Origin of the sequence: Kitasatospora sp. NPDC051853 (assembly GCF_044452665.1) — a bacterium.
Lineage (GTDB): Bacteria > Actinomycetota > Actinomycetes > Streptomycetales > Streptomycetaceae > Kitasatospora.
The window spans coordinates 248423-270673 of sequence record NZ_JBITBY010000006.1; the positions used below are offsets into that span (position 1 = coordinate 248423).

At 74.5% G+C, this 22251-nt stretch carries 19 protein-coding genes; 12 read left to right on the forward strand and 7 right to left on the reverse strand.

Annotated features, from left to right (window positions below):
- Nucleotides 1-297 precede the first annotated feature (297 nt).
- The 3 genes from ACIA8O_RS19235 to ACIA8O_RS19245 all read right to left on the reverse strand — a co-directional run bounded on the left by ACIA8O_RS19235 (nt 298) and on the right by ACIA8O_RS19245 (nt 3744).
- Nucleotides 298-1173, reverse strand: coding sequence for an oxygenase MpaB family protein (locus ACIA8O_RS19235; RefSeq protein ID WP_396295076.1), 876 nt, complete (start codon nt 1171-1173; stop codon nt 298-300).
- A gap of 142 nt (nt 1174-1315) precedes the next feature.
- Nucleotides 1316-2218, reverse strand: coding sequence for an NAD(P)-dependent oxidoreductase (locus ACIA8O_RS19240; RefSeq protein ID WP_396295077.1), 903 nt, complete (start codon nt 2216-2218; stop codon nt 1316-1318).
- Between the two features lie 71 nt (nt 2219-2289).
- On the reverse strand, nt 2290-3744 hold the full coding sequence (locus ACIA8O_RS19245) for an MFS transporter (RefSeq protein ID WP_396295078.1): 1455 nt from the start codon (nt 3742-3744) through the stop codon (nt 2290-2292).
- A 131-nt stretch (nt 3745-3875) separates the two neighbouring features.
- On the opposite strand from ACIA8O_RS19245, the gene ACIA8O_RS19250 reads away from it, so the two are divergent.
- Entirely contained in the window at nt 3876-4325 is a 450-nt protein-coding gene (locus ACIA8O_RS19250; RefSeq protein ID WP_396295079.1) for a MarR family winged helix-turn-helix transcriptional regulator, read from the forward strand.
- 91 nt (nt 4326-4416) lie between these two features.
- On the opposite strand, the gene ACIA8O_RS19255 is transcribed toward ACIA8O_RS19250, so the two are convergent.
- Nucleotides 4417-5967, reverse strand: coding sequence for a S8 family peptidase (locus ACIA8O_RS19255; RefSeq protein WP_396295080.1), 1551 nt, complete (start codon nt 5965-5967; stop codon nt 4417-4419).
- Between the two features lie 393 nt (nt 5968-6360).
- On the opposite strand from ACIA8O_RS19255, the gene ACIA8O_RS19260 reads away from it, so the two are divergent.
- The 5 genes from ACIA8O_RS19260 to ACIA8O_RS19280 all read left to right on the forward strand — a co-directional run bounded on the left by ACIA8O_RS19260 (nt 6361) and on the right by ACIA8O_RS19280 (nt 10464).
- Nucleotides 6361-7050, forward strand: a complete 690-nt coding sequence (locus ACIA8O_RS19260; RefSeq protein WP_396295081.1) for a DUF998 domain-containing protein — start codon at nt 6361-6363, stop codon at nt 7048-7050.
- A 7-nt stretch (nt 7051-7057) separates the two neighbouring features.
- Nucleotides 7058-8320: a sensor histidine kinase gene (locus ACIA8O_RS19265; RefSeq protein ID WP_396295082.1), complete on the forward strand. Its 1263-nt coding sequence runs from the start codon at nt 7058-7060 to the stop codon at nt 8318-8320.
- Nucleotides 8317-8985 carry a response regulator gene (locus ACIA8O_RS19270; RefSeq protein WP_396295083.1) on the forward strand — a complete coding sequence of 223 codons (669 nt, stop codon included), beginning with the start codon at nt 8317-8319 and terminating at the stop codon, nt 8983-8985. The genes ACIA8O_RS19265 and ACIA8O_RS19270 overlap by 4 nt, the downstream gene beginning before the upstream one ends.
- Nucleotides 8986-9067: 82 nt before the next feature.
- Nucleotides 9068-9628, forward strand: coding sequence for a dihydrofolate reductase family protein (locus ACIA8O_RS19275; protein ID WP_396295084.1), 561 nt, complete (start codon nt 9068-9070; stop codon nt 9626-9628).
- Between the two features lie 65 nt (nt 9629-9693).
- Complete coding sequence (locus tag ACIA8O_RS19280; RefSeq protein ID WP_396295086.1) at nt 9694-10464, forward strand: DUF6928 family protein; 771 nt, start codon at nt 9694-9696, stop codon at nt 10462-10464.
- Here the strand turns inward: ACIA8O_RS19280 and ACIA8O_RS19285 are convergent.
- Nucleotides 10424-10747, reverse strand: a complete 324-nt coding sequence (locus tag ACIA8O_RS19285) for a ribosomal protein L7/L12 (protein ID WP_396295087.1) — start codon at nt 10745-10747, stop codon at nt 10424-10426. The genes ACIA8O_RS19280 and ACIA8O_RS19285 overlap by 41 nt on opposite strands.
- Before the next feature lie 79 nt (nt 10748-10826).
- Between ACIA8O_RS19285 and ACIA8O_RS19290 the strand changes: the two genes are divergently transcribed.
- Complete coding sequence (locus ACIA8O_RS19290; protein WP_396295088.1) at nt 10827-11813, forward strand: phosphotransferase enzyme family protein; 987 nt, start codon at nt 10827-10829, stop codon at nt 11811-11813.
- Here the strand turns inward: ACIA8O_RS19290 and ACIA8O_RS19295 are convergent.
- Both ACIA8O_RS19295 and ACIA8O_RS19300 read right to left on the reverse strand, forming a co-directional pair.
- Nucleotides 11788-14559 carry an ATP-binding protein gene (locus ACIA8O_RS19295; protein WP_396295090.1) on the reverse strand — a complete coding sequence of 924 codons (2772 nt, stop codon included), beginning with the start codon at nt 14557-14559 and terminating at the stop codon, nt 11788-11790. The two genes, ACIA8O_RS19290 and ACIA8O_RS19295, sit on opposite strands and share 26 nt — an antisense overlap.
- A gap of 182 nt (nt 14560-14741) precedes the next feature.
- Nucleotides 14742-15386: a GntR family transcriptional regulator gene (locus ACIA8O_RS19300; protein ID WP_396295091.1), complete on the reverse strand. Its 645-nt coding sequence runs from the start codon at nt 15384-15386 to the stop codon at nt 14742-14744.
- A 107-nt stretch (nt 15387-15493) separates the two neighbouring features.
- On the opposite strand from ACIA8O_RS19300, the gene ACIA8O_RS19305 reads away from it, so the two are divergent.
- The 5 genes from ACIA8O_RS19305 to ACIA8O_RS19325 are packed head-to-tail and all read left to right on the forward strand — an operon-like array spanning nt 15494 to nt 22215.
- Complete coding sequence (locus ACIA8O_RS19305) at nt 15494-17452, forward strand: beta-galactosidase (protein WP_396295093.1); 1959 nt, start codon at nt 15494-15496, stop codon at nt 17450-17452.
- 8 nt (nt 17453-17460) lie between these two features.
- Nucleotides 17461-18822: an aminomethyl-transferring glycine dehydrogenase subunit GcvPA gene (gcvPA, locus tag ACIA8O_RS19310; protein ID WP_396295094.1), complete on the forward strand. Its 1362-nt coding sequence runs from the start codon at nt 17461-17463 to the stop codon at nt 18820-18822.
- Entirely contained in the window at nt 18819-20375 is a 1557-nt protein-coding gene (gcvPB, locus tag ACIA8O_RS19315) for an aminomethyl-transferring glycine dehydrogenase subunit GcvPB (protein ID WP_396295096.1), read from the forward strand. Before gcvPA ends, gcvPB begins: the two co-directional genes overlap by 4 nt.
- The gene (locus ACIA8O_RS19320) at nt 20372-21469 is read left to right on the forward strand and encodes an ATP-NAD kinase family protein (RefSeq protein WP_396295097.1); all 1098 of its coding nucleotides are present in this window, start codon (nt 20372-20374) and stop codon (nt 21467-21469) included. Before gcvPB ends, ACIA8O_RS19320 begins: the two co-directional genes overlap by 4 nt.
- Entirely contained in the window at nt 21466-22215 is a 750-nt protein-coding gene (locus tag ACIA8O_RS19325; protein WP_396295099.1) for an SDR family NAD(P)-dependent oxidoreductase, read from the forward strand. Before ACIA8O_RS19320 ends, ACIA8O_RS19325 begins: the two co-directional genes overlap by 4 nt.
- Nucleotides 22216-22251 lie beyond the last annotated feature (36 nt).

A 22251-nucleotide genomic window follows, 5' to 3' on the forward strand; every position in this document is an offset into this window, starting at 1 on the left:
TGAGTGCCGCTGGTACCGGACACAGCACCACAGTAGTGCGGGTTTGTTCCGCTCAGGGGGTTGACCTGTCCGGAATCCGGAGGAGACTTGTGGGTACACCCCGGGAACACCGGACGGGTCGCCCCGCCGGCCGAGACGTCGGCCACCCGCGCGATCAGGTCCAAGCCCCCCGGTCAGGCCCCCGGCAACTCCCTCCGGGCGCGGCTCCGCGAGCGACGGCCACGGACCCGGCAGACGGACGGAAGTACCGGGGACTGCGCTGTCCGGGCCCGGTGGCCGACCGGGCCCGGTACGGGATCAGTGGGGGAACGGGCACTTCGCGGGGGCGTCGGACTCGAAGGTGCCGAGCTCGCTCAGCCGGTAGCCGTTCGGGTAGCCCCTGACCTGCCGCCCGTCCCGGGCGAAGTGCGGCTCACGGCGGGCGGGGAGCAACTGGACGAAGCGGCCGCGCAGCCGCATCCCGGCCCGGACCGCCGCGCGCAGGGCGGCCGGCGGGGCGGGGTAGCCGAAGGCCTCCCGCAGCGGGTCGTCGAGCAGGCAGAGCGCGGAGAGCCGCATCTGCCCGCCGAGCGGGCGCGGGTACCAGCTCTCGGTGAGGTCCAGGGTGGCGTCCGAGACGGCCCGGCCGCCGGCGTCGAAGCCGAAGTGCTCGCGCTCGTAGGCGTCGAGCAGGGTCTCGAACTCCCGGTACGTCTCCGGGACGTCGCGCAGGCCCATGTGGCGGCCCAGCTCGCGGTAGTAGTTGACGGAGGCGCGGACCTCGTGGGAGGAGAAGCGCCGCCAGCCGTAGTCGTCCATCCAGCGCTTGGGGACCACCACGAAGGTGGCGAGCACGTAGACGAAGTCCTCGTCGGAGATCGCGTAGCGGCGGTGCATCTGGTTCATCCGCCGGATCGCCTCGCGGCCCTGCGGGGAGTGGAAGCCGTGCTCGACCACGGCCTCCAGGATCAGCACGGTGTCGTCGTAGCGCTTCTGCGCGCGCTCGGTGAACTCGCCGGTCTCCGCGAGCAGTCGGCCGATGCTGGGGACCGCGTACGTGCGGTAGAGGGCGAAGCCGAGCGCCTGGTTGGTGTCCCAGGGGAACTCGTGCTGGCTCATGATCCGGTAGATCTCGGTGTACTGGGTCTCCGGGTCGAGCCGGCGGATCCGCCGCAGCCACTCGTAGCGGTTCATCGGGGGGATCCTTCCGGTGCGGACGGCTGGCTGCCGCGACCCTAGGGCGCGGCAACCAGCTGGTCAACACCGTGATCCGACGCGTGATCTGACGTGTGGTCAGCTTGGCCTCGGCCGCGCGGGCCGCGCCGGACCCCGCCCGTCAGGCGGAGCGGCCCGGTTCGGCCCCGGGCTCGAAGCTGGCGTAGTACGCGGCGGCCATGTCCTCCTCGCCGTGCCCCTGGGCGGCGGCCCGTTCGAAGCGCTCGGCCGAGGCGGCGGCCACGTCCAGCCGGACGCCGTGGCGGGCGCCGGCCTCGACGATCAGGCGGGCGTCCTTGGCGGCGGTGGTGACGGCGAAGGCGGCCGGGCTGAGCCGGTCCTCCAGCACCAGGGCCGACTTGGCGTGCAGGTAGCCCATGTCCAGCGGGCCGCCGGCGATCAGGTCGAGGAAGTGCCGCGGGTCCACCCCGAGGCCGTGGGAGAGCGCGAGCGCCTCGCCGGCCGCGTTGGTGGCGGCCAGCACCCAGCTGTTGGCGACCAGCTTGAGGCGGGTGGCGGCGCCCGAGGCGCCGTCCTCGCCGGTCCACACCGTGCGGGTGCCGACCGCCTCCAGGGCCGGCGCCAGACCGGCCCGGTGCTCGGCGGGCCCGGCGGCCAGCACGGTGAGCTGCCCGGCCTCGGCGGGCGCGCGGGTGCCGAGCACGGGGGCGTCGAAGAACACCAGGCCGTGCGCCCCGGCCAGCCCGGCCAGGGCGGCGACGTCCTCCGGCCCGACGGTGGTGGACTGCATCCAGAGCGCCCCGGGGCGCAGGCCGGGCACGGCCCGGCCCATCGCGTCCAGGACGGCTGCGCCGTCGTGCAGCATGGTCAGCACCAGGTCGGCGCCCTCGACGGCCCCGGCCGCGGTGTCCGCGACCAGCACGCCGTCGGCGGCCAGTGGTTCTGCCTTGGCGCGGGTGCGGTTCCAGGCGGTGACGGTGTGCCCGGCCCGGGCCAGGTTGCGGGCCATCGCCGCGCCCATGATCCCGGTGCCGAGCACACCGACGGTGAGCCGGTCCGACATGACGTTCCCCTCTCGGTCATGGTTCCCCGATGGTGAGCATACGACTGACGGGGCGTCATGATCGGCCGGGGTCAGGCGCGGGCCGCCTCGGCCGGGGCGGGGGCGGGGTCCTTCGCGGCAGTGGCGGGCCGGCCGGCCGGGATGACGGCGGCCACGGCGGCCGCGGCCAGGGCGACGGCCGAGCCGATCAGCAGGGCGGTCCGGAACCCGTGCTCGGAGGGCAGCGCGCGGCCGTGGAAGTCGGTGGTCAGCTGGGCCAGCACCACGCCCATGACGGCGGCGGAGACGGAGCTGCCGATGGAGCGCATCAGGGTGTTGAAGCTGTTCGCCGAGGCGGTCTCCCGCGGCGGGACGGCGCCCATGATGAGTGCGGGCATCGCGCCGTAGGCGAGGCCGACGCCGGTGTTGCAGACCAGGGAGGCCACCAGCAGGCCCCAGGTGGAGCCGAGCAGCAGCTGCGCGGAGGCGTAGCCGAGGGCGATCACCAGGCTGCCGACGGCCAGGGTGACCTTGGGGCCCTTGGCGGCGGAGAGCTTGGCGCCGAGCGGGGCCAGCACCATCATCGCCAGCCCGGCCGGGGCCATCCACAGGCCCATCGCCATCATCGACTGGCCCAGCCCGTAGCCGGTGGCCTCGGGCAGTTGGAGCAGCTGGGGGACCACCAGGGACTGGGCGTACATGGCGAAGCCGACCAGGACCGAGGCCGCGTTGGTGATCAGCACCTGCGGGCGGGCGGTGACCCGCAGGTCGACCAGCGGGTCGGTGGTGCGCAGCTCCCAGAAGCCCCAGAGCAGCAGCAGGGCGAGCGCGGCGGCGGCCAGGCCGAGGGTGGTGGCGCTGCCCCAGCCCCAGTCCGAGCCCTTGGAGACGGCGAGCAGGAGGGAGACCAGTCCGGCGCCGAGGCCGAGCGCGCCGGGGAGGTCGAAGCGTCCGCCGGTGGAGTCGACGGACCGTCCGGCGGGGACGAGGCGGGCGACCAGGACGGCCACCAGCAGGCTGAGCCCGGCGGCCACCCAGAACAGCACCCGCCAGCTGGCGTGCTCCGCGACGGCGGCCGAGAACGGCAGGCCGAGCGCGCCGCCGACGCCCATCGAGGCGCTCATCACGGCGATCGCCGAGCCGAGCCGCTCGGGCGGCAGCAGGTCGCGCAGCAGGCTGATGCCGAGCGGTACGACGCCCATGCCGACGCCCTGGAGGCCGCGCCCGACGATCATCGGGACGACCGAGGAGGAGAGCGCGCAGACCACCGAGCCGATGATCAGCGGCACGGTGGAGACCAGCAGCATCCGGTGCTTGCCGTACATGTCGCCGAGCCGGCCGGCGACGGGGGTGGCCACGGCGGCCGAGAGCAGGGTGGCGGTGATCACCCAGGAGGCGTTCGAGGCACTGGTGGAGAGCAGCGCGGGCAGGTCGCCGATCAGCGGGACCACCAGGGTCTGCATGACGGCGGCGACGATGCCGGCCAGCGCCAGCACACCGGTGACCGCTCCGGCGCGGGGTGTCTGATCGGACGGGTTCTCGGGCACGGGGGCTCCTCGGGTGCGGCAGGTACTCGTGCACCGTACATGCGATGTGCATCATGCACAACGCATGTACGGTGCACATCCCCGTGGTATACCTGCTGGTGGGACAGGTGCCGCAGGGAAGGAACCGCGCGATGGAGAGGCCCACCCAGCAGGTCGAGTTCGAGACCATGCTGCTCGGCCGGCACAGCCACCTGAGCCCGCGCGGCAAGCGCGAGGGCGGGCTGGACCGCAGCGCCTACATCCTGCTCAGCCGCCTGGGGGTGGAGGGCCCGATGACGATCGGTCAGCTGAGCGAGGCCTTCGGGCTGGACACCTCCACGCTCAACCGGCAGACGGCGGCGATGACCCGGGCCGGTCTGGTCGAGCGGATCCCGGACGAGGGCGGCGGCATCGCCCGCAAGTTCCGCGTCACGGACCAGGGCGGGCGGGCGCTGGAGCGGGAGCGCGCGGAGATCGTCGCGGGCCTGGAGACGGTGCTCGACGACTGGAGCGAGGAGGACGTGGCCGCCTTCGCGGGGTACCTCCAGCGGTTCAACGGCTCGATCGAGCGGATCTCGGGACGTCCCTGGCCACGGCCCTGACGCGCCGGAGGGCCTGACACGCCGGAGGCCCTGACGCGCCGGAGGGCCGGACACCGTCGGTGGTGTCCGGCCCTCGTCGGGTGACGGTGGATCAGAACTGCAGCGACCAGGCGTTGACGTAGCCGGTGTCGTTCACCGCGTTGTCGGTGACCCGGAGCTTCCAGGTGCCGTTGGCGGTCTCCGAGGAGGCGTTGACGGTGTAGGTGGCCTGCACGTTGTCCGCGCTGTCGTTGGCGTTGTAGTCCTTGAGCAGGTAGGCGCTGCCGTCCGGGGCGATCAGCTGGAGGCGCAGGTCACCGCGGAAGGTGTGCCGGATGTCCACCGCGACGGAGAGGTTGGACGGGGCGTTGCCGCTGACGCCGGTGACGGAGACCGGGGACTCCACGGTGGTGTTGTCGTTGACCGTGTAGTCGGCGGTGTTCTCGAACTTCTTGCCGGTGGGCGGCGTGGTGGTGCCCCCGCCGACCTTCAGCAGGCGGTTCGGCGAACCGCTGCCGGCGTTGGTCACCTTGCCGGTGGTGGCGTCGGCGACCAGCTGGTCCCGGACCTGCTGCGGCGTCCAGGACGGGTTGGCCGAGAGCAGCAGGGCCGCGGCACCCGCGGTGTGCGGGGAGGCCATCGAGGTGCCGTTCATGCTGGTGCTCGCGGTGTCGCCGCTGTTGGAGGCGGAGACGATGGCCGAGCCCGGGGCGAACAGGTCCAGGCAGGTGCCGTAGTTGGAGTACGAGGCGCGGGAGTCCGAGGAGTCGGTGGCGCCGACGGTGATCGCCGCGCCGAGGGAGGCGGGCGAGGAGGTGCAGGCGTCCTTGGAGCTGTTGCCGGCGGCGACGGCGTAGGTGACGCCGGAGGCGATCGACTTGGCCACCGCGTCGTTGAGGGTCTGGTCGGTGTCGCCGCCGATGCTCATGTTGGCCACGGCGGGCTTGACGGCGTTGGCGGTGACCCAGTCCACGCCCTTGATGACGGTGGACCAGGGGGCGGAACCGTTGCAGTCCAGCACCCGGACGGAGACCAGCTTCACGCCCTTGGCCACGCCGTAGGAGGAGCCGCCGACGGTGCCCGCCACGTGGGTGCCGTGGCCCTGGCAGTCCGAGGCGTTGGAGTCGTTGTCCACGAAGTCGTAGCCGCTGACGGCCCGTCCGCTGAAGTCCTGGTGGGTCAGCCGGACACCGGTGTCGATCACGTAGGCGGTGACGTTGGAGGCGGTGGCCGGGTAGGTGTACGCCTTGTCGAGGGGCAGGGAAGCCTGGTCGATCCGGTCCAGGCCCCAGGAGGGCGGGTTGGACTGGGTCCCGGTGACGTGGGCCAGGCCGTCGGCCTCCACCCGGCGCACACCCGGCTCGGCGGCCAGCCGGCGGGCGGCGGCGGGGGAGAGGCGGACGGCGAAGCCGTGCAGCGCCGCGCTGTACACCTGGCTGATGCTGCCGCCGTGACGGGCCGCCAACTGCTGGGCCTTCGACGGGACTTCGGAGGCGGTGAGGCCGTCCGCGAGGGTCACGACGTACGAGCCCTCGATCACCCCGGGGCGGTCGGTGCCGACCACGGTGCCCTCGGCGGCGATGGCCGGTGCGGCGGCCAGCACGGGGGCGCCGAGGGTGGCGAGCAGGAGGGCAGCGGCCGTGGCCGTGCTTCGGAGCTTCATGTGGGGGTCTCCTGGAGCAGGGAAGTGAGGGGGACGGTGGGCGGCGGCGCCCCGACCGGTGCGCCGGGTGCCGCCCCCACCTGGCCGTGGCCGCACCGGATCTGTGGGGAGGGTGCGGGCCGCTCGGCCGTTGGGCAAGAGCATCGGGCCGCGCGGGGTACGGCAGCCAGGGGCGGACGCACCCAGAGAAGGGCCCCGGAGCACCCAGAAAACCGGTGCCTCATCGGTCCCCTTCCACCGGGCTCCTTCCCCGTGGCGTACACCCGATGGTGCAGACGGGCGGGCCGACGTCACCATCCGGTGCAGCGCGAGGAGTCGGCATCGGGAGGACGCGGTCACCCCGCCCCGCTCCGTAGGTTCGTCACGTACCGGACGACACCCGAGGAGGACGGCATGAAGAGCGTGAACACGACCGGGGCGGGGCTTGCCCTGATCGGTGGCGGGGCACTGGCGATGGTGGCGGTCGAGGGGCTGAACCCGCGGTACGCGCTGGTGAGCGAGACCCTGAGCCGGTACGTCCACGGCACCGCCGGCGGCCTGCTCCCCTTGGCGCTGCTGGCCGTTGCCGCGGCCTCCGGACTGCTGGCCCTCCGGCTCGGACCCACCGCCGGACGGACGGGGCGGGTCGCCGTCGGACGGGCGGGGCGGGTCGCCCTGGCGGTGTGGGCGGCCGGACTGGCGGTCGCGGCGGTCTTCCCGGCCGACCCGCCCGGTCACTGGAGCCGCCCTTCGACGGCCGAACTCGTCCACGGCAGTGCCGCGTTCCTCGCCTTCACGGCGTTGCCGACGGCCGCCGTGCTGCTGCGCGGAAGGCTGCTGCGCGGCGGACCGGTGGCCCGGTGGCCCCGGCTGGGCACCGCCCTGAATGTCCTCGTCGCGGCGACGGTGTCGTCGACCGCGGTGCTCGCGGTCTTCCTGGTGGACGTGATGGACGGCGGGCCCTCGCTCGGGCTGGGCGGTGCCCCGACGCTGGTCGGGCTGGCCGAGCGCCTGGTGCTCGCCGCCGACCTGGGGTGGGTCGCCCTGGCCCTGGTGGCTCTGGCGGCGGGGGCGGGCCGTGGCGGGGAGCGGCGTCGTGGATGATCACCGCATGACCCGTACCGTTCCCGCGCCGGGGGCGCGGAGCTCCGTCGCCCGGTCGCTCGTCGCCCGGTCGCTCGTCGCCCGGTTGCTCGCCGCCCGGCCGCTTGCCGCTTGGTCGCTCGCCGCCGTCACCGTCGTCGCCGTGCCGGCGGGCACCGCCCGCGCGGGAGGCCGGCTGGACCTGGCGGGCACCGTACCGCTGGCCCTCTGGCTGGGCCTGCTGCTCCTGGCGGGGCGTCAACGGCCGCTGCTGGTCCTGCTGTTGAGCCTCCAGGCGGTGCTGGTGTTCCGCACCTCGGGGCTCACCGAGCTCGGGTGGGTGTGGCCGGCCTCCGCCGCGTACGCCGTGCTGGCTGCGGACGACCGGCCCGGACGCCCCGGACTGCCGTGGGCGGTCGGCCTCGGCGCGGCCCAACTCGCCTTCGCGGTGGGCTGGGAGACCACGGCGGGCGGGGTCGGTGCCAGGGCGGCGATCGGCTCGCTGGGGGTCGAGGCGCTCTGGCTGGCGCTGCTGCTCGCCGCGGCCGCCGCCCACCGCAACCGGCTGCGCTGGCGGTCGGAACTGGAGCAGCGGGTGCTCCGGGCGGAGCAGGAGCGGGAGGCGCAGGCCGGCCGGCGGATCGCCGAGGCGCGGCTGGAGATGGCCCGCGAGCTGCACGACGTGGTGGGCCACACCCTCACCGTGGTCGGGCTCCAACTCCGGGTGGCCACCGAGGCGTTGGGTGACTCCCCGGAGGACGCCCGGGCCGCGCTGGCGACCGCGCAGCAGGTCCGCACCGAGGCGGTCCGGGACCTCCGTTCGCTGGTCGACGTGCTGCGCACGCCGGGCCGCACACCGGTGGAGCCGGCCGCCGGTGCCGCGGAGGTCGCGGCGCTGGTCGAGCGGACCAGGTCGGCGCGGCTGGACGTCCGGCTCGAAACCACGGGCGATCTGGCCGCCCTCCCGGCCCCGGCCTCGCTGGCGGTGCACCGGGTCGTCCAGGAGGCGCTGACCAACACCGTTCGGCACGCCGGGGCGTCCCGGGCCGAGGTCTCCGTCCGGTGCGCGGACGGGCAGGTCGAGGTGACCGTCCTGGACGACGGGGTCGCGTCGGCGGTGTCGGCGGCGGCTTCCGACGGTGGGTCGCCATCGTCGGGGCACGGGATACGGGGGATGGGCGAGCGGGTGGCGGCGCTCGGCGGGGAGTTCGCCGCAGGGCCGCGCGGGGCCGGGCAGGGGGGTGGGTGGCTGGTGCGGGCGGTCATTCCCGTGCCAGGCTTCCGGGCATGACGATCAAGGTGCTGCTCGCCGACGACCAGGCGCTGGTCCGGGCCGGGTTCGGCAGTCTGCTGGACCGGTCCGAGGACATCGAGGTGGTCGGCGAGGCCGGCACCGGCGACGAGGCGGTCCGGACCGCCCGCGCCCTCCGCCCGGACGTGGTCCTGATGGACATCCGGATGCCCGGCACCGACGGCATCACCGCCACCCGCACCATCGTCGGGGACCCGGAACTGACGGGCTGTCGGGTCATCGTCCTGACCACCTTCGAGACGGACGAGTACGTCTTCGCGGCGCTGCGGGCGGGCGCGAGCGGATTCCTCACCAAGGAGACCGAACCGGACGAACTGCGCCAGGCCGTGCGGGCGGTGGCGGCCGGCGACGCCCTGCTCTCGCCCGGGGTGACCCGCCGGGTGATCGAGCGGTTCGCCCACCGGCCGGCCGCCCCCACCGACACCGCCGAGCGGCTCGCCGTGCTCACCGAACGGGAACGCGAGGTGGCGCGGTTGATCGCGACCGGCCTCTCCAACGAGCAGATCGCCGGCCGCCTGGTCATCAGCCCGCTCACCGCCAAGACCCACGTCACCCGCGCCATCGCCAAGCTCGGCGTCCGCGACCGGGCCCAGCTGGTCATCCTCGCCTACGAGACCGGGCTGGTCCGGGTCGGCGCGAACTGAGCCGCCCCCGCCGCGCGTCGTGCCCCGGCCGGGCGCGCCGCGGGGCCGTACTGTCGAAGTCCGTTGTGGAGGAGGACTTCTGATGCGCAAGGTGACCTACTCGATGGGCGTCTCGTTGGACGGCTACGTCATCGGGCCGGACGGCAAGTTCGACTGGGGGGACCCGGACGAGGAGGTGTTCCGGTTCTGCATCGAGGAGGTGCGGGGCGTGGACGTCCACCTGATGGGCCGTCGGCTCTACGAGACGATGCTCTACTGGGAGGACCCGGCCAACACGACCGACCCGGCGGAGCAGGAGTGGGTGGACGTCTGGTGCCCGCTGCCCAAGGTGGTCTTCTCCCGCACCCTGACGGAGGTCCGGGGCACCGCGACCCGGCTGGCGGCCGGCGGCCTGGCGGAGGAGATCGCCCGGCTGCGCGCGGAGCCGGGGGACGGGGACATCGCCATCGGCGGCGCCACCCTCGCGGCGGAGGCCGCCGCCCTCGACCTGATCGACGAGTACCGCGCCCGGGTCTGCCCCGTCCTGGTCGGCGGCGGCGTCCCGTTCTTCCCACAGGCGGAGCGCCACGTGGACCTCGACCTGGTGGAGACCCGGACCTTCGCGTCGAAGGTGGTGTACATGGCCTACCGGGTGGTGCGCTGACCTCCCGTGTCGGCGGCCCGGCCTAGGGTGCCGACGAGGACGGACGATCGACGTGGGAGGACCTCGTGGGAGCCAAGACCGGTCTGGTGGCGTACCTGGACGGCAGCGGTGACGGTGACGTGCCCGGCCTGCTGAAGGGAGCCGGCGAGCCGGACCGGGAGCGGACGGCCGCCCTGGTCCGGCGCCTCCACCCGGGCTGGGAGGTCGAGGAGATCGAGGGGTCCACCCTGTCCGAGCAGGTGCGGCCTCCCGAGGGGTTGGTTTACGCGGGCAGTTGGCCCGGGCTGGACGTGGTCTGCGACCGCCGGGTGATGGTGGACAACCCGACGAGGGAGCTCCCGGCGGAGGTGGTGGCGGAGGGCGCCGGCCGCCGCATGGTGCTGCACGCCATGCACAGCGTGGTCGACTGGCTGGCCTTCGCCGTCTGGCAGGACGGTCAGGTGGTCCGCGCGCTGAGCCTCTCCCCGGACGACGGCATCATCGAGAACACCGGCGCCCCCTTCCCCTTCGAACACCCCTACTGGGCCGGCGAACGCTCCGTCGAGGAGAGCCTCTGGCCGGACGACGACGAGGAGCCCTACCCGCTCCCCTTCCACCCACTGGAGCTGGGCGAGGACGCGCTGCGCGGCCTCTTCGGCTTCATCGTGGAGGGCCGCCCGGAGCCCGGGGACGTGAACCCGGGTGAGGTGCGGCTGCGCGGCTTCCGCGTGCGTGACCCGCAGGCGCCGGACCCGGCCGAGGCCGAGACCGCGCTCCGGGCCCGGGTGGCGGCGATGCCTCCGCCGAGGGTCTACGTCATGGGCCCGGACGGGAAGTTGGTGGAGCGTCCGCGGTGACACCGGTGGTGCCTCGGCCCGCGCCGTGAGGCAGGGCGGTGGCCGAGGCACCCGCCGCGGTCAGGCGGGTGGCGACCGCCACCGCGTACTCCTCGGGGACGTACTCGGCGAGCAGGACGGGCGGCGCGGCCGTCACGGCCTGCTGCGCACGCCACAGTCCGAGGCCCGAGAACTGCCGGTACGCCTGCGCGACCGCCAGCGGGGCGGGGCCGACGTCCAGCAGGACGAGGTCGTGGGGGACGGCGTCGCAGACGAGCGTGACGTACCCGGGCCTGTCGGTCATGCTCGCCAACCTAGGGGTGGAGCGCGGGAGCGGCAATCGAGTTGCGGACGGGTGGGCGCGGTGCGAACACTGGCGCGCGATGATGCCATTGACAGAGATCGACCGGATGAAGCGGACCGTCGCCGAGGACTGGACGAGTGCCGTTGCCGACCGGGTGGCCGCCGCGTGGGGGTACCCGCCCGGGAGCGCCAGGTGGTGGCGGTCCAGTGCCTGCCACGTGTTCGTCCTGCCGGGGGACGGGGCCCGGCGCTACCTGCGCTTCGTGTCCGATGCGTACGGGAGGGCCGAACGCCTGGCAGGGGTGGCCGGGTTGATGGCCCGGCTGCACGGGGCGGGGGCCGCCGTGGTCCGGCCGGTCCCGGCCGTGTCGGGGGAGCTCACCGTGACGGTGCCGACCGGGCTCGGGCCGGTGTGCGCCATGGTCGTCGAGTCTGCCCCGGGGGAGGCGTTGGGGGTGGAGGAGCTCACCGGGGAGTTGGCCGGGGAGTGGGGTGCGGCGCTGGCCCGGCTGCACCGGGAGGCGGCGGGGACGGGGCCGGGGCTTCCCGAGGCCTTCGGCGAACTGTCGGACGTGGCAGGGATGTTCGGGGAGGACGCCGAGCTCGTTGCGGCGGTCGCGGAGCTCGCCGGGTGGATGGACCGGCTTCCGCGTGATGCCGGGAACTGGGGCGTGGTGCACGGGGATTTCGAGCTCGACAACCTGGCCTGGAGCGGCGGGCGGCCCACCGCCTACGACTTCGACGAGGCCGCCCTCTCCTGGTACGCCGCCGACATCGCCTTCGCCCTGCGGGATCTGGCAGGCGCCGAGGGGCGGGCCGACTACCGGGAATTCCTGGAGGGTTACCGCACCGTCCGCCCGCTGACCGACGAGGACGTCGCCCGGCTGCCGCTCTTCGCCGGCCTGAACGCCGCGGTTTCGCTCGTCCGCATCACGCGGGCCCTGGGCCGCCCCGGCCCGGACGAGGCCGAGTGGCTGGAGCGGCTGCGCGCCGACCTGACCGGCTTGGCCGCCGGGCACCGGGCCCTCGTGCTGGCGGCCGTCAGGGAGTGGGGTCGGCCGGGGTGAGGGCGGGGGCCAGGGCGGTGCGGGAGGGGACGGAGAGTTTGCGCATGGCGTTGGCGACGTGGTGCTCGACGGTGCGGTGGGAGAGGACCAGGCGCTCGGCGATCTCGGCGTTGCGCAGGCCTGTGGCGGCGAGTTCGGCGATCTCGCGTTCGCGGGGGGAGAGGGCGTCGCCGTAGGGGCGGCGGCCGCCGCGGGTGGGCGGGGTGATGCCGTGGTCGCGCAGCAGGGTGCGGGTGAGGGCGGTGTCCCAGCCGGCGCCGAGGGCGGTGAAGCGGTCGAGGGCGGCGAGCAGGTCGGGGGCCGCGGACTGGGGGGTGGTCAGGGAGCAGCGCCCGCGGGCGAGCCGGGCGCGGGCCTGTTCGTAGGGGCGGTCGGCGGCGGCCCAGGCGTGTTCGGCCTCGGTCCAGGGTTCGGGGCGGGTGGCGAGCAGGGCGCGGCAGGTGGCGAGGGCGGCCCGGCCGGCCGGGGCGTCGCGGTCGGCGAGGCCGGCGGCGAACTCCTCGGTGAGTGCGGTGGCGGCGGGGCGGTCGCCCAGGGCGATGAGGGACTGGACGGCGGCTGGCACCACCTCGGCGGCCCAGACCCAGGCCTCGATCCGCCGCAGGGCGTCGAGGGCGGGCTCGGTGTGGCTGCGGGCCCGGGCGGGCCGTCCGGCGGCGAGTTCGAGGCGGGCCAGGGCCCCGGCGGAGGCGGCGGTGACCATGCCGGTGTCCTGGCGGACGGTCTGCTGGGCCTGGGTCAGGTACTGGCGGGCGGTGCCGGTGCGGCCGGTGGCCAGGGCGTGCAGGCCGCGCAGCAGGGTGGCCTCGGCGGCCAGGTCGGGGAGGTCGGCGTAGTCGGCGACCGCGGCGGCGGCCCGGGTGTCGAGCTGCTCCCAGCGGCCTCCGGCCCAGTCGAGCAGCAGCCGGGCGGTGTGGGCGAGGCCCCGGTAGTAGGGGCTGTCGGCGTCGGCGAGGAGTTCGTCGACGCGGGCCAGGAAGCGGTCGGCGGCGTGCGGGTGGCCGAGCACCACGCAGGCGTGGGCGAGGTTGGCGTGGGCCCGGGTGAGGTGGAGGCGGCCGGCGGGGGAGGCGGGTTCGGCGGGCAGCTCCTGGACGGCGGTCCAGGCGGCCGGGTCGGCGATGAACATCAGGGTGCTGACCCGGTTGGCCTGCACCGCGATCCGAGTGTCGGCGTCCCCGATCTCGGCGGCCAACTCCTGGGAACGGTCCAGCCATTGGAGGTGGCGCCGGAACGGCCAGCCGCTCACCGAGGGGATGGCCAGCGCGGACATCGCCCGGGCGGCCAGCTCGGGGCGTCCGGTCAGGTCGGTGATCGCCTCGGCGATCTCCTCCCGTCCGGCCACCCCGGCCCCGGCCTGATTGCGGAGCAACATGCCGGTGTTGAGCCGGAGTTCGCCCCGGAGTGCGGTGGGCATCGGCTCCTCGGCCAGCACCTCGCGGAGGAAGGGGACGGTGCCGGGGCGGGGGCGTCCGGTGAGGGCGGCCCGGCTGAGCTTGAGGGCCAGGCGGGCCCGCCGTCCGCCGGTGCCGGCGCGGGCCGCCGCGTCGAGCAGCTCGACCGCCTCCGCCCCGCGCCCGGCCCGGGCCGCCTCGTCGGCCGCCGCCTCGGCGTACTGCGGCCACTGCGGGGAGGCCGCCAGCCGGTGGTGGCGGGCGAGTTCGGCCAGCGGGGCGCGGTCGGGGCCGGAGCGCAGGCGGCGGGCGGCCCGCAGGTGGAGCTGGCGGCGGCGTTCGGGGCCGGTGAGTTCGGCGGCGGCGGTCCGGGCGAGCGGGTGGGCGGGGCCGAAGGTGCCGTCGGGGTGTCCGGCGAGCAGCCCGGCCTCGGTGGCGGGCGGCAGGGCGGTGGCCGCCTCGGCGGGGGTGAGGCCGGCGACGGCGGCCAGGGTGGGGGCGGTGACGGGGGCGTCCAGGACGGCGGCCGCCTGGATCAACTGCTGTGCCTGGTCGGGTAGTTCGGAGAGGCGCCCGAGGAGCTCGCGGCGGGCGGCCGGGGGGAGGGAGCCGGCCGGCACGGCCGACGCGGTGGCGAGCAGGGCGGAGGCCAGGCCGGGCAGGCCGCCGGTGCGGTGCAGCACCTCGGCCAGGAGGTCGTCCGGGGCGCCGGAAGCGCCGGGCAGCAGGGCGAGTTGGGCCGGGGTCAGGGGGTCGACGGTGAGCTCGACGGCCGGGCAGCGGGCGTCGGCGAGGATGCCGGCCAGGGTCAGTTCGGCGGCGGGGGAGCGGCGACTGGTCAGCACCAGGCCGGTGGTGACGGATGGCCGTGCCGCCAGGTGGCGGAGGAAGCGGACGGTCAGGGGGTCGGCGCCGTGCAGGTCCTCCAGGACGAGGACCGGCCGGAGTTCGGCCAGCAGGGCCGTCAAACCCCGGAAGACCAGGTGGAGTTCGCCGGAGGGCAGGGGCGGCGGCAGCTGCTCGGAGAGCTCCGGGAGCAGCGCGTGCAGGGCTCCGGTGACGGGCGGCAGGGTGGTGGCGGCCAGCAGGCCGGCGGCCGGGGCGAGCGCGTCCACCAGCGCGCCGAGCGGGAAGCCCTGCCCACCGCCGGTGCACCGTCCGGTCAGCAGCGGCCGCCCGCCGGGCAGCGGCAGCCGGGCCAGCTCGCCCACCACCGCGCTCCGTCCGGCCCCGGCCGGTCCGGTGAGCAGCACGATCCCGGCCGGTCCCGCGAGCGCGGCGGCCAGGTCGGTGAGCAGTTCCTCCCGTCCGACGAGCGGGGCCGGGGTCTCGACAGGCCTGGCTGGGCGCACGGCTTCCTCCCTGGTCGGACCGCTCGTCCTGCTAGGGAGCAGTGGGCGCCCACCCTAGCCCGGTGCCGGTGGCCCCGGGGTGCTCGGAGGAAAGTTCCGTGGACCGACGGAGTTTTCTGGGTGGCGGCGGGCCGGTGAGGGCGGCGGGCCGTGGGCGCCGGACCGTGGTGCCCCCGGCCCGGTCAGTCCTCCGGGATGTGGGCGAGCATGCGCTCCATGCCGTTGACCCAGTTGGCGCGCAGGGCGGCGGTGGCGCCGGGGAGGTCGCCGTCGAGGAGGCGGCGGGCGATCTCGCAGTGCTCCTCGGACTGCCGGGCGACCAGCTGGTCCTCGGCGATGACCAGGTTCTCGTAGCGGCGCATGCCGGCCTTGACCCGGGAGAGCAGGTCGAGCAGGCGGCCGTTGGGGCAGCCGCCGAGCAGGAGGCCGTGCCACTCGTCGTCGAGGCGGTCGACCACGGCGTGCTCGGCCATCGCGTCGGGGAAGCCCTGGGCCAGCTCCAGCAGGCGCGGGGCGATCGCGGCCAGGTGCCCGGGGTCGGAGGACTCCAGCGCCAGCGACTCCAACGCGGCGACTATGGCGACCAGTTCGCGGAACTCGCGGCGGCTGACCGGGGCGAAGCGGAAGCCCCGGCCCTGGCTGCTCTCCAGTACGCCCTCGCCCGCGAGGGTGATCAGCGCCTCCCGCAGCGGGGTCCGGCTCACTCCCAACTCGGCTGCCAGCACGGCCTCGTTGACGTCGGTGCCGGCGGCGAACTCGCCACGGGTCAGCCGCTCCATCAGCTCGTCGCGGATCTGCTCGCGCAGCGGACGGCGTTCGATCGCCATCGGGCCCCCTATCGGTCGGATCTCAGCATAGCTCTTGACCGAATGCAGAGTACTGAACTAAGTATTCTGAATACAAAATTCGGATGGCCGGAGGGGGAGTCGGATCCATGGGCCTGACGCGTGTCCCGGGGCTGCTCTACGGGGGCGACTACAACCCCGAGCAGTGGCCGGAGGAGGTCTGGGCGGAGGACGTCCGGCTGATGGCCGAGGCCGGGGTGAACGTGGCCACCGTCGCGGTCTTCTCCTGGTCCCGGCTCGAACCGGCCCCGGGCGTCTACGAGTTCGGCTGGCTGGACCGGGTGCTCGACCTGCTGCACGAGCACGGGATCGCGGCCGACCTGGCCACCGCCACCGCCACCCCACCGCCCTGGCTGGTCCGGCAGCACCCCGAGATCCGGCCGCAGGACGCGGCCGGCACCCGGCTGGAGTTCGGCTCCCGGCAGGGGTACTGCCCCTCCTCCCCGGTCTTCCGGGCGGCCGCCGTCCGCCTCGCCCGGGCCCTGGCCGAGCGGTACCGGGACCACCCGGCCCTGGTGATGTGGCACGTCGGCAACGAGTACGCCGACCACACCACCGAGTGCTTCTGCGAGGAGTCCGCCCGTGACTTCCGGAGCTGGCTGCGCGAGCGGTACACCACCCTGGACGGGCTCAACGCGGCCTGGGGGACGTCCTGTTGGGGCCAGCACTACACCGACTGGGGGCAGCTCGAACCGCCCCGCAAGGCCCCGGGCCCGGTCAACCCGGCCCAGCTGCTGGACTGGCGGCGGTTCTCCAGCGACGCGCTGCTGGCCTGCTTCGAGGCCGAGCGCGCGGTGCTCAAGGAGGTCACCCCGGACGTCCCGGTGACCACCAACTTCATGAGCGTGCTGCGCGACCTGGACTACTGGAAGTGGGCCGCCGCCGAGGACCTCGTCACCGACGACGCCTACCCCGACCCGGCCGACCCGAGGGCGCACGTCAAGGTCGCGCTCAGCTACGACCTGATGCGCTCGCTCAAGCGGCAGCCCTGGCTGCTGCTGGAGTCGGCGCCCGGCGCGGTGAGTTGGCGCGAGGTCAACGTGCCGAAGGCGCCCGGCGTGATGCGGCTGCACAGCCTGCAGGCGCTGGCGCACGGCTCGGACGGGGTGATGTTCTTCCAGTGGCGCCAGGCCAGGTACGGCCCGGAGAAGTTCCACTCGGCGATGCTCCCGCACGGCGGTACCGACACTCGGCAGTGGCGCGAGACGGTGGCGCTCGGCGCGGACGTGCGGCGCCTCGCCGGGGTGGCCGGCACGGAGACCCGGGCCGAGGTCGCGCTGGTGCTGGGCTGGGAGAGCTGGTGGGGCCTGGAGGCCCCGGAGTCGCTGCCGTCCAACCGGCTGAAGCTGCATCAGCTGCTGCTGGCCTGGTACGCGCCGCTGCACGCCCGGGGCATCGCGGTGGACCTCACCCCGCCCGGCCGGGACCTCTCCGGCTACCGGGTGGTCATCGCGCCCAACCTCTACCTCTGCACGGAGGAGCAGGCCGCCAACCTGGCCGCGTTCCGGGGCCAGGTGGTGGTCGGACCGTTCAGCGGAGTGGTGGACGCCGACGACCAGGTGCACGAGGGCGGGGCGCCCGGGCCGCTGCGGGAGCTGCTCGGGGTGCGGGTGGAGGAGTTCTGGCCGCTGCCGGACGGTGAGGTCCAGGAACTCGTCACGGACGGGGGCCAGGAGGTCACCGCGCGGACCTGGACCGAGTGGCTGGAGACCGAGGGCGCCGAGGTGCTCGCCCGCTACCGGGGCGGCCCGCTGGACGGCCGCCCGGCCGTCACCCGGAACGGCACCGCCACCTACCTGAGCTGCCTGCCGGAGGACCCGGCGCCCTTCCTCGACGCGGTGCTGGCCGCCGCCGGGGTCGTCGGCACCGAGCTGCCCGAGGGCGTCGAACTCTGCCGCCGCGACGGCCACCTGTTCCTGCTCAACCACGGGGCCGAGCCGGCCACCGTGACCCTGCCCACCGACGGCGTCGACCTGCTGACCGGGCGTCAGCTGAGCGGCACCGTCGTCATCGCGGCGCACGACGCCGTGGTGCTCAAGCACTCTTGAGGAGCGAGATGAGCCACCCCACGAGCCACCCCTACATACCCAACGCCGGGCCCGAGGCCCGGGCCGCCATGCTCGCCGAGATCGGCGCCGCGGACGTGGCCGAGTTCTACGGCGACATCCCGGCCGACCTGTGGCTGGCCCGCCCGCTCGACCTGCCCGAGCCGTTCGCCGACGAGCAGGGCCTGGTGCGGCACGTGCGCGGCCTGCTGGCCCGCAACTCCGACACCACCGAACTGCTCAGCTTCCTCGGCCACGGCTGCTACCCGCACCACGTGCCCGCGGTCTGCGACGAGGTGAACGGCCGCGGCGAGTTCCTCACCGCCTACGCGGGCGAGCCGTACGAGGACCACGGCCGGTTCCAGGCGCTCTTCGAGTACGTCTCGATGATGGCCGAGCTGCTGGAGATGGACGTCGTCAACGTCCCCACCTACGACGGCTACCAGGCGGCCGGCACGGCGCTGCGGATGGCCGCGCGCTACACCGGTCGCAGCCGGGTGCTGGTCAGCGGGGCGGTGGCCGCCGACAAGCTGGCCAAGATCCGCGACTACCTGGCCCCCGACCTGGAGGTGGTGCTCGCCCCGGTCGCCGACTCCGGCGAACTCGGGGAGGTCACCCTCGACGAGAGCTTCGCGGCGCTCTACCTGGAGACCCCGAACGTCTACGGCGTGGTGGAGACGAAGGGGCGTCAACTCGCCGAGCAGGCCCACGCGGTGGGCGCACTGCTGGTGGTCGGCACCGACCCGGTCTCGCTCGGGGTGCTCGCCCCGCCGTCCTCCTACGGGGCCGACCTGGTCTGCGGGGACATCCAGTCGCTCGGCATGCACCAGCAGTACGGCGGCGGCCAGGCCGGGTTCATCGCCAGCCGGGACGAGGAGCGGCTGGTGGCCGAGTACCCCTCCCGCCTCTTCGGCATCGCGCCGACGGCAGTGGAGGGCGAGTACGGCTTCGGCGACGTCTTCTACGACCGCACCTCCTTCGCGCTGCGCGAGGAGGGCAAGGAGTGGGTCGGCACCGCCGCCGCCCTCTGGGGCATCACCGCCGGGGTCTACCTGGCGCTGATGGGCCCGCAGGGGATGCGCGAGCTCGGCGAGACGGTGCTGGCCCGGACCCGGTACGCGATGACCGCGCTGGCCGGTGCGGGGGCGGTGGTGCGCCATCAGGAGGCGATCCACTTCCGGGAGTTCGCGATCGAGGTGCCGGACGCCGACGCGCTGCTGGCCGCCCTGCTGGAGCGGGGCATCCTCGGCGGGGTCCGGCTCGGGCCGCGGGAGCTGCTGGTCTGCGTCACCGAGCGGCACGCCATCGCCGACATCGACGTCCTCGCGGCGGCCGTCAAGGACGCCCTGGCCACTTCCGGAGGTACCCGGTGAGCTCGCACGGAGAGTCCTTCGCCACCCTTCCGGTGGCGCCCAAGCCGGCCCTGCGCCGCTTCCACCAGGCACGCTGGGACGAGGAGATCGTCTTCGAGCTGTCCCGGCCCGGCCGCCGCGGCATCGGGGTCCCGGCCCCGGGCGCCCCGTTGGTCGAACTCCCGGACGGCGTACGGCGGGAGACCCCGCCCGCGCTGCCGGAGCTCTCGCAGAACCAGGTGGTCCGGCACTGGTTCCGGCTCTCCCAGGAGACCCTGGGCGCCGACTTCAACATCGACGTGGGCCAGGGCACCTGCACCATGAAGTACAGCCCGAAGGTGAACGACACCTTCGTGCGGGACCCGAAGGTGGCCGAACTGCACCCGCTCCAGCCGGAGTCCACGGTGCAGGGCGTGCTGGAGGTGTACTGGCGGCTGGAGCAGATCCTCAGGGAGGTCTCCGGCATGGCCCGGGTCTCGCTCCAGCCCGGGGCCGGCTCGGCGGCGATCTACGCCAACATCGCGATGATCCGCGCCTACCACGCCTCCCGGGGCGAGGGCGGGCAGCGGGACCAGGTGATCACCACCATGTTCTCGCACCCCTCGAACGCGGCCTGCGCCAAGGTGGCCGGGTACGAGGTGATCACCCTGATGCCGGACGCCGACGGCTACCCGGACATCGAGGCGCTGCGCGCCGCCGTCGGCCCGCGCACCGCGGCCCTGCTGATCACCAACCCGGAGGACACCGGGATCTTCAACCCGAGGATCCGCGAGTTCGTCGAACTCGTCCACGCGGCGGGCGGGTTGGCCTGCTACGACCAGGCCAACGCCAACGGCATCCTGGGCATCACCCGGGCCCGGGAGGCCGGTTTCGACCTCTGCCACTTCAACCTGCACAAGACCTTCTCCACCCCGCACGCCTGCGGCGGACCGGCGGCCGGGGCCTGCGGGGTCTCCGAGGCGCTGGTGCCCTTCCTGCCCGGGCCGGTGGTGGACCGGGTCGGCGAGGAGTACCGGCTCACCACCCCGGAGAGCAGCGTCGGCAAGATCCGGCCCTTCCTCGGCGTGACGCCCAACGTGGTGCGGGCCTACGCCTGGGTGATGGCCCTCGGCGCCGAGGGCCTGCGCGAGGTGGCCGAGACGGCGGTGCTCAACAACAACTACCTGCTGCACAAGGTGAGCCGCATCCCCGGGGCCTCCGTCCCGTGGCCCGAGCGGCGCCGGGTGGAGCAGGTCCGGTACTCCTGGCAGGAGCTGTCGGAGGAGACCGGGGTGCACTCGGAGGAGATCGGCATCCGGGCCGCCGACTTCGGGCTGCACTACTGGACCAGCCACCACCCGTACGTGGTGCCCGAGCCGTTCACCCTGGAGCCGACCGAGTCGTACTCCCGGGAGGACCTGGACGAGTACGCCGCCGTGCTCGCCCACGTGGCCCAGGAGGCGCGCACCGACCCGGAGTTCGTCAAGGGCGCGCCGTACCACCAGACCGTGCACCGGACCGACGCCACCTGCCTGGACGACCCCGAGCAGTGGGCCCCCACCTGGCGCGCCTACCTGCGGAAGCACCGGCGGTGATCGTCGGCCTGGTGGTCAACCCGGTGGCCGGGCTCGGCGGCGCGGTCGCGCTCAAGGGCAGCGACGGCGCTGGGGTGCAGGCCAGGGCGCTGGCCCTGGGGGCGGTGCCCCGGGCCGGGGAGCGGGCGGCGGCCGCGCTGCGGGCGCTGCACGCCCGGCGGCCGGGCGTCCTGGTCCGTACGGTGGCCGGGGCGATGGGGGAGGAGAGCGCCCGGGCGGCCGGGGTTCCGTACGAAGTCGCCTTCCGGGCGGGCGAGTCGACCGGTGCGGCGGACACCCGGGCGGCGGTCGCGGCCCTGGCCGGGGCGGACCTGCTGCTCTTCGCGGGCGGGGACGGCACCGCCCGCGACGTGCTGGACGCCGGGCCGGTCGGGGCGGTGCTCGGCGTCCCGGCCGGGGTGAAGGTGTACTCCGGCTGCTTCGCCGTCAGCCCGTTCGCCGCCGGGGTGACGGCGGCCGGGTACGACGGCCGGACGCTGGAGGCCGAGGTGGTCGACCTGGACGAGGAGGCCCACCGGGCCGGCCGGGTCGGGGCCCGGCTGTACGGGACGCTCCGGGTGCCCGCCGCCCGGGCCCGGCTCAGCGGCCGCAAGACCGGCTCCTCCGCCGCGCCGCCCGGCTCGGTGGAGTCGGTGGCCCGGGCGGCGGTGGACGCGATGGCGCCGGGGGTCTCGTACGCCCTCGGGCCGGGCGCCACCACCCTGGCGGTCGGGCGCCGGCTCGGCCTGGAGCTCACGCCGCTGGGCGTGGACCTGGTCCGGGACGGGGAGTTGCTCGCCCGTGACGTCACCGAGCAGACCTTGCTCACCCATGCCATGTCACAGGTCACGTGCGCCGTGCTCTCCGTCATCGGGGGCCAGGGCTTCGTGATCGGGCGGGGCAACCAGCAGTTCAGCCCGCGGGTGCTGGAGCGGCTGGCCGGGATCACCGTGCTCGCCACCCAGCAGAAGCTCGCCGCGCTCGGCGGCCGCCCGCTGCTCGTCGACAGCGGGGACCCGCTGGCCGACGCCGCGCTCAGCGGCCCGGCCCGGGTGGTCACCGGCCACCGCGAATCCGTGGTGTACCGCATCCAGTCAGCAAGTGAGGATCTATGAACACCCTGCAGAACAAGGTCGCGATCGTCACCGGCGGGGCCTCCGGCATCGGCCGGGCCACCGCCAAGCTGTTCGCCGCCGAGGGCGCCGCCGTGGTGATCGCCGACCTGGCGGACGCCGGCCCGGTGGTCCGGGAGATCGAGGCGGCCGGCGGCCGGGCCACCGCGGTGCGGGCCGACGTCTCCTCGGAGACCGACTGCCGACGGGTCGTCACCATCGCGGTGGAGACCTACGGCGGGCTGCACGTGCTCTTCAACAACGCCGGGATCACCCGCCGCCAGACCGCGCTGGAGATCAGCGCCGACGACTGGGACCTGGTGATGGCGGTCAACGTCCGCTCGGTCTACCTGATGTGCCGCTTCGCCATCCCGGTCATGAAGGAGGGCGGCTCGATCGTCAACACCGGCTCCGGCTGGGGCCTCAAGGGCGGTGCGCAGGCCCTGGTCTACTGCGCCTCCAAGGCCGCCGTGGTCAACATGACGCGCGCTCTGGCGATCGACCACGCGGCGGCCGGCATCCGGGTCAACTCGGTCAATCCCGGTGACACCGAGACCCCGATGCTGCGCGAGGAGGCCCGCCAACTCCAGGAGGAGTGGGCGGTGTTCGAGAAGGACGCGCACGACCGCCCGATGGGGCGGGCCGGGACGCCGGAGGAGATCGCCAGTGCGGTGCTCTTCCTCGCCGGCGACGCCAGCAGCTACATGACCGGCTCCGCCCTCCTGGTGGACGGCGGCGGTCTGGCCTGAACCCCCTGCTCCACCCTCAACTTCCCCACCATCAGG